Origin of the sequence: Lutibacter flavus, assembly GCF_900188355.1 — a bacterium.
In the GTDB taxonomy this organism is placed as follows: domain Bacteria; phylum Bacteroidota; class Bacteroidia; order Flavobacteriales; family Flavobacteriaceae; genus Lutibacter; species Lutibacter flavus.
Window position 1 is genome coordinate 82,719 of sequence record NZ_FZNX01000005.1, and the last position, 13,173, is coordinate 95,891.

General features: G+C 30.0%; 13 protein-coding genes. 8 read left to right on the plus strand and 5 right to left on the minus strand.

The annotated features are described in order from the left end of the window. Positions 1-20 precede the first annotated feature (20 nt). Together accC and CHB63_RS13610 are read left to right on the plus strand one after the other, a co-directional pair. Positions 21-1,370 (plus strand): acetyl-CoA carboxylase biotin carboxylase subunit, encoded by a 1,350-nt coding sequence (gene accC, locus CHB63_RS13605; protein WP_089379040.1) that lies wholly within the window; start codon positions 21-23, stop codon positions 1,368-1,370. Between the two features lie 59 nt (positions 1,371-1,429). Then, positions 1,430-1,894, plus strand: a complete 465-nt coding sequence (locus tag CHB63_RS13610) for an Lrp/AsnC ligand binding domain-containing protein (protein ID WP_089379041.1) — start codon at positions 1,430-1,432, stop codon at positions 1,892-1,894. Positions 1,895-1,928: 34 nt separating this feature from the next. Here the strand turns inward: CHB63_RS13610 and CHB63_RS13615 are convergent, their stop codons facing one another. Then, positions 1,929-2,627, minus strand: coding sequence for a zinc metallopeptidase (locus tag CHB63_RS13615; protein WP_089379042.1), 699 nt, complete (start codon positions 2,625-2,627; stop codon positions 1,929-1,931). Positions 2,628-2,705: 78 nt separating this feature from the next. Between CHB63_RS13615 and CHB63_RS13620 the strand changes: the two genes are divergently transcribed. From CHB63_RS13620 to CHB63_RS13645, 6 genes are all read left to right on the plus strand, one after another. Next, complete coding sequence (locus CHB63_RS13620; RefSeq protein WP_089379043.1) at positions 2,706-3,743, plus strand: asparaginase; 1,038 nt, start codon at positions 2,706-2,708, stop codon at positions 3,741-3,743. 296 nt (positions 3,744-4,039) lie between these two features. Further along, a complete protein-coding gene (locus tag CHB63_RS13625) occupies positions 4,040-4,780 on the plus strand; it encodes a MotA/TolQ/ExbB proton channel family protein (protein WP_089379044.1) in 741 nt (246 codons plus the stop codon). 8 nt (positions 4,781-4,788) lie between these two features. After that, on the plus strand, positions 4,789-5,250 hold the full coding sequence (locus tag CHB63_RS13630; RefSeq protein WP_089379045.1) for a hypothetical protein: 462 nt from the start codon (positions 4,789-4,791) through the stop codon (positions 5,248-5,250). A 7-nt stretch (positions 5,251-5,257) separates the two neighbouring features. After that, positions 5,258-5,878 carry an ExbD/TolR family protein gene (locus CHB63_RS13635; RefSeq protein WP_089379046.1) on the plus strand — a complete coding sequence of 207 codons (621 nt, stop codon included), beginning with the start codon at positions 5,258-5,260 and terminating at the stop codon, positions 5,876-5,878. A gap of 9 nt (positions 5,879-5,887) precedes the next feature. After that, the gene (locus tag CHB63_RS13640) at positions 5,888-6,364 is read left to right on the plus strand and encodes an ExbD/TolR family protein (protein WP_089379047.1); all 477 of its coding nucleotides are present in this window, start codon (positions 5,888-5,890) and stop codon (positions 6,362-6,364) included. 130 nt (positions 6,365-6,494) lie between these two features. Then, entirely contained in the window at positions 6,495-7,127 is a 633-nt protein-coding gene (locus tag CHB63_RS13645; protein ID WP_176420375.1) for a porin family protein, read from the plus strand. On the opposite strand, the gene CHB63_RS13650 is transcribed toward CHB63_RS13645, so the two are convergent. The 4 genes from CHB63_RS13650 to CHB63_RS13665 all read right to left on the minus strand — a co-directional run bounded on the left by CHB63_RS13650 (position 7,115) and on the right by CHB63_RS13665 (position 13,169). Next, a complete protein-coding gene (locus tag CHB63_RS13650) occupies positions 7,115-7,534 on the minus strand; it encodes a phosphatase PAP2 family protein (RefSeq protein ID WP_176420377.1) in 420 nt (139 codons plus the stop codon). The genes CHB63_RS13645 and CHB63_RS13650 overlap by 13 nt on opposite strands. Positions 7,535-7,740: 206 nt before the next feature. Next, on the minus strand, positions 7,741-9,195 hold the full coding sequence (gene rpoN / locus CHB63_RS13655) for an RNA polymerase factor sigma-54 (RefSeq protein WP_089379050.1): 1,455 nt from the start codon (positions 9,193-9,195) through the stop codon (positions 7,741-7,743). A gap of 76 nt (positions 9,196-9,271) precedes the next feature. Next, a complete protein-coding gene (gene asnS / locus CHB63_RS13660) occupies positions 9,272-10,705 on the minus strand; it encodes an asparagine--tRNA ligase (RefSeq protein WP_089379051.1) in 1,434 nt (477 codons plus the stop codon). 85 nt (positions 10,706-10,790) lie between these two features. Continuing rightward, complete coding sequence (locus CHB63_RS13665; RefSeq protein ID WP_089379052.1) at positions 10,791-13,169, minus strand: efflux RND transporter permease subunit; 2,379 nt, start codon at positions 13,167-13,169, stop codon at positions 10,791-10,793. Between the last annotated feature and the right edge of the window lie 4 nt (positions 13,170-13,173).

Sequence of the window (13,173 nt, forward strand, 5' to 3'; positions counted from 1 at the left end):
ATTGAAAATTTGAAATATTTATGTTTAAAAAAATATTAATTGCCAATAGAGGTGAAATAGCCCTACGTGTTATTAGAACCTGTAGAGAAATTGGAGTAAAAACAGTTGCGGTTTATTCAACGGCTGATGCTGAAAGTTTACATGTGCGTTTTGCTGATGAAGCTGTTTGTATTGGACCTCCAGCAAGTAGTGAGTCATATTTAAAGATGTCTGCAATTTTGGCTGCGGCTGAAATTACAAATGCCGATGCAATTCATCCAGGATATGGATTTTTAGCTGAAAATGCTAAATTTTCAAAATTATGTGAAGAACATGGTATAAAATTTATAGGCGCAACAGCTGAGATGATTAGCCAAATGGGTGATAAAGCCTCAGCTAGAGCAACAATGAAAGCAGCAGGAGTCCCAACAATACCAGGCTCTGAAGGGATATTAGAAACTTTTGAAGAAGCTGAGAAATTGGCGGATGAAATGGGATATCCTGTAATGTTAAAAGCAACTGCCGGTGGTGGTGGGAAAGGAATGCGTGCCGTTTGGGAAAAAGAAAATATAAGAGAACTTTGGGATTCAGCTAGACAAGAAGCATTTGCATGTTTTGGAAATGATGCGATGTACATGGAGAAGCTGATTGAAGAGCCTCGACATATTGAAATTCAAGTAATTGGAGATTCTTTCGGAAAAGCCTGTCATTTATCAGAAAGAGATTGTTCTATACAACGTCGTCATCAAAAATTAACAGAAGAAGCACCGTCTCCTTTTATGACTCCTCAATTGAGAAAAAAAATGGGTGATGCAGCGGTAAAGGCGGCTGAATATATTTCTTACGAAGGTGCGGGAACCATAGAATTTTTAGTTGATAAACATAAAAATTTCTATTTTATGGAAATGAATACTCGTATTCAAGTTGAGCATCCTATAACAGAGCAAGTAATTGATTACGATTTAATTTATGAACAGATTAAAGTTGCAGCTGGAATTCCTATAACAGGAAAAAATTATTTTCCAAAATTACATTCTATAGAATGTAGAATTAATGCGGAAGACCCTTATAATGGTTTTAGACCTTCACCAGGGAAAATAGAAACATTGCATGTTCCTGGAGGTCATGGTGTTAGAGTTGATACACATGTTTATGCAGGGTATACGATACCACCAAACTATGATTCTATGATTGCTAAATTAATTACTACTGCTCAAACGCGAGAAGAGGCAATTAATAAAATGAGAAGAGCATTAGATGAATTTGTAATTGAGGGTGTAAAAACAACAATCCCATTTCATAGACAATTAATGGATCATCCTGATTATTTAGCTGGGAATTACACTACAAAATTTATGGAAGATTTTGTAATTCAGAAAATAGAGGATTAAAATTTATAATAAAAAGGATATGATTTCTCATATCCTTTTTAATTTCAATTTATTGACTGATGAAAGAAAAGAAGTTTCAGATTGATGGAATAGATAAAACCATTCTTAAGCATTTAATGAAAGATGCCCGAACTCCAATTATGAGTATTGCTCGTGAAATAGGAATTTCTGGAGCAGCAATTCATCAAAGGTTAAGGAAACTTGAGTCTAGTGGGTTAATAATAGGTTCAAAACTTATTTTAGATCCAAAAGTTTTAGGGTATAATTTAGTGGTTTTTGTAGGTGTTTATTTAAATGCAGCAAGCAAATATTCGGCTGTATTAAAACGGTTAAAGCAAATGCCTGAAGTTATAGAAAGTCATTATACTACTGGAAATTGGTCAATTTTTATTAAAGTAATATGTAAAAATAATAATCATCTACTAAAGTTATTGAATCAAGAAATTCAATCCATTAATGGTGTTGTTAGAACTGAAACTTTTATTTCACTAGATCAACAAATTGATCGTCAAATAGAACTATAAAAAATAAATGCCGTTTAAAACGGCATTTATTTTTTTAATCTCTTGATCCTAGAACCTTGAATCCCCAATAGGCAAGCATCGCTAATGACCCTAATGCAGCAACTAAATAAGTTCTGGCAGCCCATTTTAAAGCATCCTTGGCGCCATCTTGTTCTGTATTGGTTAGCATATTATTAGTTTTTAACCAAGCTAAAGCTCTATTACTTGCATCATATTCAACGGGCAGCGTAATAAAACTAAATATTGTGGCTAATGCCATCATTCCTAATCCAACTATAGCTATTGTAAAACCAAAACTTGTGTTTCCAGATGCAGCTCCAAGAGCAATACCTCCAAATACTAGCCAAGTTGAAAATTTAGAAGTAATGTTAACCGCAGGAACTAATTTTGAGCGCATTTGCAACCATTGATATGCCTGAGCATGTTGCACAGCATGACCCACTTCATGGGAGGCAACTGCCGCTGCAGATGCATTTCGTTGTTGATATACCGATTCACTTAAATTTACAGTTTTGTTAGCAGGATTATAATGGTCTGTTAATTTACCAGAAGTAGAAATAACCTTAACATCATAAATTCCATTATCGCTCAACATTTTTTCGGCAATTTCTCTACCACTCAATCCGTTTTGAAGTTGAATTTTAGAATAATATTTAAATTTTCGTTTTAATTGCTGACTTACAAGCCAGCTTACTAATGAAATAAGTCCAATTCCTATATAATATCCAATCATAGATTTCTTTTTTAGTTAATATGTTTTAATTTGGTAAATTTACATCATAAATTACTCCAAAAAAAGCATCAAGACAAAATGACAAAAAAACCTCAAATACTATTAATATATACTGGTGGAACAATTGGTATGGTTAAAGATTTTAAAACGGGTGCTTTACGAACATTTAATTTTGATAAATTATTAAATCATATTCCAGAAATTAATCTTTTAAATTGTTCTATTGAAAGCATTTCACTTAAGAACCCAATAGACTCATCAAATATGAATCCAGCAACTTGGATTTCTCTTGCGGAGATTATAGAAAAAAACTATGACAAGTTTGATGGATTTGTAGTGTTGCACGGATCGGATACGATGTCATATACATCTTCGGCAATTAGTTTTATGTTTGAAAACTTGTCTAAACCAATAATTTTTACAGGTTCTCAATTACCAATTGGTGATTTACGTACAGATGCAAAAGAAAATTTAATAACATCAATAGAGATTGCATCATCGCAAGAAGATGGAAAGCCTATTGTTCAAGAAGTATGTTTGTATTTTGAATATAAATTATATAGAGCAAACAGAACAACAAAAGTAAATGCAGAACATTTTGAAGCTTTTACATCTCCAAATTTTCCGCCATTATGTGAAAGTGGAGTTCATTTAAAATTTTCGAAGCAATTATTTTTTAAGTCAAATGAAAGTGAAGCTTTAAAAGTTAGAAAGGAATTAAATAATAATATTGTTATTTTAAAAATATTCCCTGGAATTACAAGAGCAGTTGTTGAGCAAATTTTATCTATAAAAGGATTAAACGGTATGATTATTGAGACTTATGGATCAGGTAATGCGCCCACCGAAAAATGGTTTATCAACTTATTAAAAAAAGCTATTGATAAAGGATTGTTTATTGTGAATGTTACACAATGCATTGGAGGAAGTGTTATTTTAGGACATTATGAAACTAGTGAGGAATTAAATAAAATAGGAATAATTAGTGGTAAAGATATCACTACAGAATCTGCTTTGGCAAAATTAATGTATATGTTAGGTCAGAAAATTCCTAAAAGTGAATTTAAATCGATTTTTGAGACTGCATTGCGTGGTGAAATGAGTTTGAATTATTGAATTTTTTTTAATTAAATATTGCTATTTCGAATTAATTTATAAAAAATCAATAAATAAAGTTTAGATTTTTATTATTTTTAAAAAATAAACTGATTTTAATAAAAAAAATATTTAAAGTAGGTTTAAAATTTTCAAAATTCAACAATTTTTTGTTACTTGCCATTCGCAAAAGCTGAAATGTAAAAGGGATTGTTGATAGAAAGATTTACTTTTAAACTTACTCTTGATTTTCACTATTTGTAAAAAAAAATATTATATATTTAAACCATAAAAATTAATAAATTAACTATTACACGATGAAAAGAGTATTTACTATCCTTGCAATAACAGGATTATTGTTATTTGGAGCAGCGCCTAAAGCTATAGCACAAGATGCAGCAAACACGGAACAAGTTGCTGAAGACACAAAAACATTTCACCAAGAATTAAAACAACGTTTTATTGAAGGTGGACCATTCTTTATGGGAATTGTATTAGTAGCCTTAATTTTAGGGTTGGCAATTGCGATTGAAAGAATAATTTATCTTAACATGGCTACAACAAATACTAAAAAATTAGTTAGTAAAGTTGATGATGCATTAGCGTCTGGTGGTGTTGAAGCCGCTAAGGAAGTTTGTAGAAATACAAAAGGACCTGTTGCTTCTATATTTTACCAAGGTTTAGATAGAATGGATGAAGGTGTAGATGCAGCTGAAAAAGCAGTTGTAGGTTATGGTGGAGTTCAAATGGGATTATTAGAGAAGAATATTTCTTGGTTATCTTTATTTATTGCTTTAGCACCAATGCTTGGTTTCATGGGAACTGTAATTGGTATGATTAGTGCCTTTGATTCAATTCAGGCAGCTGGTGATATTTCTCCTACTGTTGTTGCCGGAGGTATTAAAGTAGCATTATTAACTACAGTGTTTGGTTTAGTTGTTGCAATTATTCTTCAAATTTTTTATAATTATATTATTTCTAAAGTAGATAGTATTGTAAATAATATGGAAGATGCTTCAATTTCACTTGTTGACCTTTTGGTTAGACACAAAAAATAAGAGAAATTATGAATCAGAAATTATCAAAAATATTAACCTTGGTAGCAGGATTTATCGGACTAGTAGCTTTCTACTTTTTCGTTAGGATTGTTATGATAGGTGATGAAACGATAGAAACAGATGCTGCAGTTCAGGCAAGCATAGTTTCTCCATTTATAACTTTTGCAAAAATTATTTTAATAGCAACTGCATTAATAGCCATAGTTTTTTCGGTTGTTAATTTAGTTAAGCACCCACAGGTTTTAAAAAGAACCTTAATAGGTCTAGGAATCTTAGGGGTATTTTTAGCGATATCTTATGTTATGGCATCGGATGCAGCGGTTACAGATCCTTTTGGTAGAATATTAGAAGATGGTGAAGCTGGAAGTGTTTCAAAATGGGTTAGTACAGGAATTAACTTTAGCGCAATTTTAGGTGTTATTGGATTAGGATTCTTTGTAGTAGACTTTGTTAAAGGATTAGCAAAATAATAGAACTATGGCAAGAAGAGAAAATTCAGAAATAAATGCTGGTTCAATGGCAGACATTGCGTTCTTGCTTTTAATATTTTTCCTAGTAACAACTACTATGGATGTTGATTCTGGTATTGCTCGTAAGTTACCTGAAAAAAGTGAAGACACTCCTGAAGTAACTATTAAGCAGAAGAATATATTAGATATAACAGTCAATAGGAAAAATCAAATTTTGGTTGAAGGAACCGATTTTGTAGAGGTTACTGATATTAGAAGAATTGCAATGGATTTTATTGACAATGGAGGAGGAGAGTCTGCGGCAAAACCAGATGGAACGCCGGGAAAACCTTGTGATTATTGTAAAGGAGCGAAGGATCCTGCCTCATCAGATCATCCAACAAAGGCAGTTATATCTTTGCAAAGTGATAGGGGAACAACTTATGGAATGTACGTTTCTATTCAAAATGAAATTGAAGCTGCGTATAATGAGTTGAGAAACAGATTAGCTTTAGAAAAATATAAAAGATCTTATAATGATTTATTAGCTGATTATAAAGATAATGCCTCGGAAAGTTTAAAAGAGAAAATTGATTTTTTGAAGGATAGTTATCCTCAAATAATCTCTGAACCAGAACCAATTAAATAATATCAGAAAATGAGTAAATTTAAAAAGAAGAAAAAAGGGTTGCCTGCAATTTCTACGGCATCTTTACCTGATATTGTGTTTATGTTGTTATTCTTTTTTATGGTATCTACTACTATGAGAGAAACTGATTTACTAATAAAGAAGCCGGTTTTACCAATGGCTAGTGAGGTGAAGAAGTTGGAAATGAAAAGTTTAGTTAGTACGATTTATGTAGGTAAATCTAAGGATTCTAGAATTGGAGGTGACAAAATTCAAGTCAATGATAAAATAATTGATGTAAATGATGTCCCAAGTTTTATATTTTCAGAGAGAGCTTTAAGAAAAGAAGAAGAGGTTAAATATATGACTACTTCAATAAAAGCTGATAAAGAGGCAAACGTAGGTACAATTTTAGATATTAAGGAACAACTTAGGGATATTAATGCCTTAAAAGTTAGTTTTTCAACTACAAAAGGTAGTGACTTAAAAGGTAACTATAAAAAGTAAATAAAATAATTTATTTTAATTAATAAAAGGCAATCAATTTTGATTGCCTTTTTTGTTTTTATAAGGTATATTTGTTTATATGAGGAAGTACATATACATATCAATTCTATTTTTAATATTTGGCTTTTCAATGCTACAAAGTCAAGTAAAGGAAGCATCTGTTGATTCTTTATCATATTTGGAGGATCAAATTTATCTTTCATTAACGTATAATAATTTAAGAAATAAACCTTCTTCAATTTCTCAAAATGGATTTTCAAGTGGAATTTCTGCTGGGTTTATTAAAGATATTCCGTTAAATCATGAAAATAATTTTGGAGTTGGTTTGGGTTTAGGATATGGTTACAATGTATATGTTCAAAATTTAAAAATTTCAAAAGAAAATAATGTTGTTTTATTTGAACCGGTTAGTGATTATAAATCTAACTGGTTAAGATTGCATTCCATTGATATTCCTTTTGAATTTAGATGGAGAAATTCGACTTTAGAAAAATATAAATTTTGGAGAATTTATACTGGATTAAAAGCTTCCTATATTATTACTTCAAAGTCAAAATATAATAATTTTGAAGAAGTGAATAAAACTAAAAATATTTCTGAAATAAATAAAATTCAATATGGATTAACCTTAGCTGCTGGATATGGTACCTGGAATTTATTTATTTATTATGGCTTAAACCCAATCTTTAAAGATGCTTTTATTGATAATAATTCACTTAATATTAAGGATTTTAAAGTAGGTCTTCAGTTTTATATAATGTAGTAGAGTTGATATGCGATTAATTGAGTTCCTATACCAATTACAAAACCTACAAAGACTTCAGTTGGGGTATGTGCTTTTAACCGTAATCTTGAAGAAGCAATAAGACCACCTAAAACGAAAAACAATGCTAAAAATAGAATTAAATTAATTTTATAGTGGTAGCTAAAGTAAATTAAAAAACCAATTAAACCCCCGATTGCACCTGTATGCAAGCTAATTTTAATCTTAAAATATAGCAGTATGTAGGAAATTATAAATGCAATTCCATAACCTAAGAATAGTAAAGACAAAAGATCAACCATTGTTGATTTATATAACCAATTCCATATTATAAATGAGATTGAAATAAATAATAAAGTTGGAAATTTCCGTTCTTCAATACTAACCATATGATAGCTTGTAATCATTTTAACCCGTTTTAAGAGAAAAAGCAGAACTAATGGAAAAATGTACGTAAGGAGAAAGATAACCGCTAAAAAAGTATATTCTTGAAGTTTAAATATATACTTAGGAATGAATAAGAAGTATATTAATGACCCAATAATAGGAAAATTAATTGGGTGAAAGAAAATTGAAATAAATTTTGAAAATCTCATAGGTTTTACAAATAAATTTAGATCTTTTTTCTTAATCTAGCAACAGGAATATCCAATTGTTCTCTATATTTTGCGATAGTTCTCCTGGCAATTGGATACCCTTTTTCTTTTAAAATAATAGATAGTTTATCATCTGTTAATGGTTTCTTTTTACTTTCTTCTTTTATAACGGTAGCTAAAATATTTTTAATTTCACGAGTTGATACATCTTCTCCCTGATCATTCTTCATAGATTCTGAGAAAAACTCTTTTATTAACTTAGTACCATAAGGTGTAGCAACATATTTGCTATTTGCAACTCTAGAAACAGTAGATACATCCATATTAATTTTATCTGCTATATCTTTTAAAATCATTGGTTTCAACTTGCGTTCGTCACCAGATAAAAAGTATTCTTTTTGATGATGCATAATAGCATTCATATTTAATAATAATGTTTGCTGGCGTTGTTTTATAGCATCAATAAACCATTTGGCAGAATCTAACTTTTGCTTAATAAATTGAACTGCGTCTTTTTGAGATTTTGATTTTTCTTTAGAATCTTTATAACCGTGTAATAAATCATTATATTCTTTTGAAATGTGTAGTTCGGGGGCATTTCTAGAATTTAATGTAAGCTCTAATTCGCCTTCAACTATTCTTATTGAAAAATCTGGAACTATTTGTTCAGCAATTTTGTTGTTACCAACATAAGAACCACCAGGTTTTGGATTTAATTTTTCAATTTCGGAAATGGCATCTTTTAATTGTTCTTCAGAAATATGATATTTTTTTAATATTTTTTTATAGTGTTTTTTTACAAAAGGTTCAAATGAGTTTTCCAATATGTTTATTGCCAGTAATCTACTTGGTTTTGCATTTTTTCTTTTTAATTGAATCAGTAAGCATTCTTTTAAACTTCGAGCACCTACTCCGGCTGGGTCTAGTTGTTGCACTGATAACAGTAATCTTTCTAATTCAGCTTCAGTTGTAAAAATATTTTGAGTAAAAGCTAAATCATCTAAAATATCAATTAAATCTCTTCTAATATATCCGCTATCATCTATACTGCCAATTAAAAAATCAGTAATAATTTCTTCATCTTCCGTTAAGCGAAAGGTATTCATTTGGCTTTTTAAATGCTGCGTAAATGAAGTTCCAGAAGCATAAGGGATATTTTTATCATCATCATCTGCCGAATAATTATTGGCTTGAGTTTTATAATTTGGAATTTCATCATCACTCAAATACTCATCAATATTTATATCATCAGCAGTTATGTTATCGTTGCCGCTTTCATCGTATTCATCATTTTGATTATCTTCATAATCATCAGAATTTTCTTTACCACTTTCTAAAGCAGGGTTTTCCTCTAATTCTTGTTTTAATTTTTGTTCAAATGCTTGTGTAGGCAGTTGAATCAATTTCATTAATTGAATTTGTTGAGGAGATAATTTTTGTAATAATTTATATTGTAAGCTTTGTTTAAGCATATACTATTGTTGCTTTTTTATAAAAATACAAAAAAAACATATAATTAAGCATTATATGTTTTTATGATTGAAAATATTAAAATTCTGCGTTTTGGGGAGTTCTTGGGTAAGGTATAACATCTCTAATATTACTCATACCTGTTGTAAATTGAACTAAACGCTCAAATCCTAATCCAAATCCGCTATGTACTGCAGTTCCAAATTTTCTAGTATCGATATACCACCATAATTCTTTTTCATCAATATTAAGTTCTGCAATTTTTTGTTGAAGTACATCTAATCGTTCTTCACGTTGGCTACCACCTACAATTTCTCCAATTGATGGGAATAGAACATCCATTGCTCTAACAGTTTTACCGTCGTCGTTTAAACGCATATAAAACGCCTTAATATTTGCTGGATAATCAAATAAAATTACAGGACATTTAAAGTGTTTTTCAACTAAATATCGTTCATGCTCACTTTGTAAATCTGCTCCCCATTCATTAATAATATATTGAAATTTTTTCTTCTTATTTGGTTTGCAATTTCTTAAAATGTCAATTGCTTCGGTATAACTAACGCGTTTAAAGTTGTTATCAATTACAAAATTCAACTTTTCTATAAGAGACATTTCATTACGCTCGATCGCAGGTTTAGATTTATCTTCTTGGGTTAATCTATTATCTAAAAACGAGATGTCATCCTTGCAGTTTTGTAAAACATATGAGATTACAGATTTTATAAAGTCCTCTGCTAAATCCATATTATCATCTAAATTATTGAAAGCGACTTCTGGCTCTATCATCCAGAATTCAGCTAAATGACGTGCTGTATTCGAATTTTCAGCTCTAAAAGTTGGGCCAAAAGTATAAACTTTTCCTAAGGCCATTGCGTAAGTTTCTGCTTCTAACTGACCTGATACGGTTAAATTGGTTTCTTTTCCAAAAAAGTCGTTTGTATAATCAATTTCACCATCTTCATTTTTTGGAATATTCATTTTATCTAAAGTAGATACATTGAACATTTCACCCGCACCTTCAGCATCCGATCCGGTAATTATTGGAGCATGAAAATTATAAAAACCGTTTTCAACAAAATATTTATGAACAGCAAAAGACAATGCAGATCTTACACGCATTACAGCACTAAAAGTATTTGTTCTAATTCTTAAATGAGCATTTTCACGCAAAAATTCAAAACTATGTTTTTTAGGTTGTATTGGATATTCTTCAGGGTTTGAATCTCCTAATATTTCAATTTCGGAAACTTGAATTTCTACAGTTTGCCCTTTTCCCTGACTTTCAGTTAAAGTACCTTTAACTGAAATAGCAGCACCTGTTGTAATTCGCTTTAAAATACTTTCTTCAGTTTTCTCAAAATCAACAACACATTGTATATTATTTATTGTTGACCCATCATTTATTGCAATAAATCTATTTGCTCTAAATGTTCTTACCCAACCTTTTAAAGTTACTTCTTGTAAGAAATTATTTGAATTCAAAAGTTCGGCTACATTACTTCTAATCATGATTGAAATTTTATGAATTACAAAGATACATGAACTAATGAGAGTTGGAAAGACTAAAGATTAAAAAATACTATCAAAAAACAGACTATTTATCTTCTCCATTTTCATCTTCAGGAGAAAGAATATCTAATGTTGGTTCTTTAAATGTTTTTTTATTGGCAATTTTCTTTTCTAATGATAATAATAATGATGGCAACAATAAAAGGTTAGAAACCATTGCAAATAATAACGTTATTGATACCAAACCACCAAGAGCAATTGTACCTCCAAAACTTGAAACAGTAAATACTAAAAACCCAAAGAATAACACTATAGAAGTATAAAACATACTTACTCCGGTTTCACGCAATGCAGCATAAACCGATTGTTTTATTCTCCAATTATTTGCTATTAATTCTTGTCGATATTTTGCTAAAAAGTGAATGGTATCATCAACAGAAATACCAAAAGCAATACTAAAAACTAAAATTGTTGATGGTTTTATAGGTACACCCAAATACCCCATTAATCCTGCTGTTATTAATAGTGGAAATATATTGGGAATTAATGAAATTAAAATCATTCTAAAAGAACGAAATAAAAATGCCATAAAAACAGCAATTAATATAATGGCTAAAGAGAGCGAAATTACTAGGTTATTTATTAAAAAGGTTGTTCCCTTTAAAAATACTAAAGCACCGCCAGTCATAGTAACATCAAAATCTTCTTTTGGAAACTCTTTATCAACTTTTTGTTTTATTCGATCCTCAATAAGTTTCATCTTATCAGTACCAATGTCTTTCATAAAAGTCGTTATACGTGCATAACGTCCAGTTGAATCAACAAAATTGTTTAATAAATCTGAATGGGAAGTTGAGTTTTTGGTATACGATAAAATCCAGTTTTTTTCTTGATTATTAGGTAGTTGATAATATTTTGGCTTTCCGCTGTAAAATGCTTGTTTGGAATACTTTACAATATTTAAAACAGATAATGATTTCGATAGTTCTGGAATTTCATCTATCGTTTCATCAAGTCGATTCATTCGTTGTAAAGTGGAGAGCTTCATTACCCCTTTTTCAACTTTTGTATCAATTACAATTTCTAAAGGCATAATACCTCCAAATTCTTCTTCAAAAAAGACAATATCTTTAAAAAATTGCTTGCCTTTAGGCATATCTTCAATTAAACTACCTGAAATTTTAATCATATAAACACCTATCATGCTTACAATTATTAAAACAATTGTTGAAGCATATACAGCAAATCTGTGATTTCTAACTATAGACTCCATCCAATTAACTATGGAATCAATCCATTTACGCTCGAGATGTTTTAAATGCTTTTCCTTTGGTAATGGTAAAAAACTATACATTATGGGTATAATTAATAATGCCAAAATAAATATTGCCAAAATATTGATGGAAGCTATAGTACCAAATTCTTTAAGAAGCTGACTTTTTGTAAAAATAAAAGTTGCAAATCCAGAAGCTGTTGTAACATTGGTCATTAATGTTGCATTCCCAATTTTAGAAATAACGCGCTGTAAAGATTTTGCCTGATTTCCGTGTTTTTTAACCTCTTGTTGGTATTTATTTATTAAGAAAATAGCATTGGGAACCCCAATTACAATAATTAATGGAGGTATTAATGCCATTAATACTGTTATTTCATATCTAAAAAGGCCAATAAAACCAAAGGCCCAAACAACACCAATACTTACAACTATTAATGTAATAAAGGTTGCTCTAAAGGATCGGAAAAAGAAGAAGAAAATAATCGCAGTAACGGCTAAAGCCAATACAACAAAAAGCCCAATTTCATCAATAATATTTTGAGCGTTCATTGTTCTAATATATGGCATACCCGAAACCCGGATATCTATATTTTGTTCTTTTTCAAATTGTTCAATTGTTGGATTTAAGGCATCAAAAATAAAATCTTTTCTTGCGGCAGTATTTACAATATCCTTTTTTAAATAAACAATTGTTCTAATCGTCTCTGATTTTTTATTGTATAAAAAGTTATCAAAAAAAGGTAAGTTTTCGAAAAGTTCGTTTTTGATTTTTAATACTTCTTCGGTAGTTTCAGGTTCTTTTTCGTAAAGTGGTTCAACGTCAAATTTTTGTTCGGTTTTGTTTTTTTTAAGTTTTTGAATATCTCCAATTGCAACTGTGAAATCAACTTCAGGAAAGCTATCTAACCTTTTTGATAAATTATTCCAGGCGTTAAATTTATTTGGTGTAAATATTGAAGGATCTTCTGTTGCTAAAATTATAAGATTTCCTTCTTCTCCAAAAAGGTCTAAAAAATTATTGTAATCAATGTTTACTTGGTGATTTTCAGGTAATAAGTTTGCTTCTGTATAGGAGAAACGCATATACTGCATTTGTGAAGCTAAAAAATAGGTGAAAGCGGCTATAATAATTAAAATTATATACCTTCCTTTTAAAATTAACCTAGAAACCTGTGACCAAAAATCCATCAAA

Bases quoted from the DNA above. Each gene is read 5' to 3' on its own strand.
- CHB63_RS13645 (WP_176420375.1), top strand. From the start codon at position 6,495: ATGCTACAAAGTCAAGTAAAGGAAGCATCTGTTGATTCTTTATCATAT.
- CHB63_RS13640 (WP_089379047.1), top strand. From the start codon at position 5,888: ATGAGTAAATTTAAAAAGAAGAAAAAAGGGTTGCCTGCAATTTCTACG.
- accC (WP_089379040.1), top strand. From the start codon at position 21: ATGTTTAAAAAAATATTAATTGCCAATAGAGGTGAAATAGCCCTACGT.
- CHB63_RS13625 (WP_089379044.1), top strand. From the start codon at position 4,040: ATGAAAAGAGTATTTACTATCCTTGCAATAACAGGATTATTGTTATTT.
- asnS (WP_089379051.1), bottom strand. From the start codon at position 10,705: ATGATTAGAAGTAATGTAGCCGAACTTTTGAATTCAAATAATTTCTTA.
- CHB63_RS13665 (WP_089379052.1), bottom strand. From the start codon at position 13,169: ATGGATTTTTGGTCACAGGTTTCTAGGTTAATTTTAAAAGGAAGGTAT.
- CHB63_RS13620 (WP_089379043.1), top strand. From the start codon at position 2,706: ATGACAAAAAAACCTCAAATACTATTAATATATACTGGTGGAACAATT.
- CHB63_RS13630 (WP_089379045.1), top strand. From the start codon at position 4,789: ATGAATCAGAAATTATCAAAAATATTAACCTTGGTAGCAGGATTTATC.
- CHB63_RS13610 (WP_089379041.1), top strand. From the start codon at position 1,430: ATGAAAGAAAAGAAGTTTCAGATTGATGGAATAGATAAAACCATTCTT.
- rpoN (WP_089379050.1), bottom strand. From the start codon at position 9,195: ATGCTTAAACAAAGCTTACAATATAAATTATTACAAAAATTATCTCCT.
- CHB63_RS13650 (WP_176420377.1), bottom strand. From the start codon at position 7,534: ATGATTACAAGCTATCATATGGTTAGTATTGAAGAACGGAAATTTCCA.
- CHB63_RS13635 (WP_089379046.1), top strand. From the start codon at position 5,258: ATGGCAAGAAGAGAAAATTCAGAAATAAATGCTGGTTCAATGGCAGAC.
- CHB63_RS13615 (WP_089379042.1), bottom strand. From the start codon at position 2,627: ATGATTGGATATTATATAGGAATTGGACTTATTTCATTAGTAAGCTGG.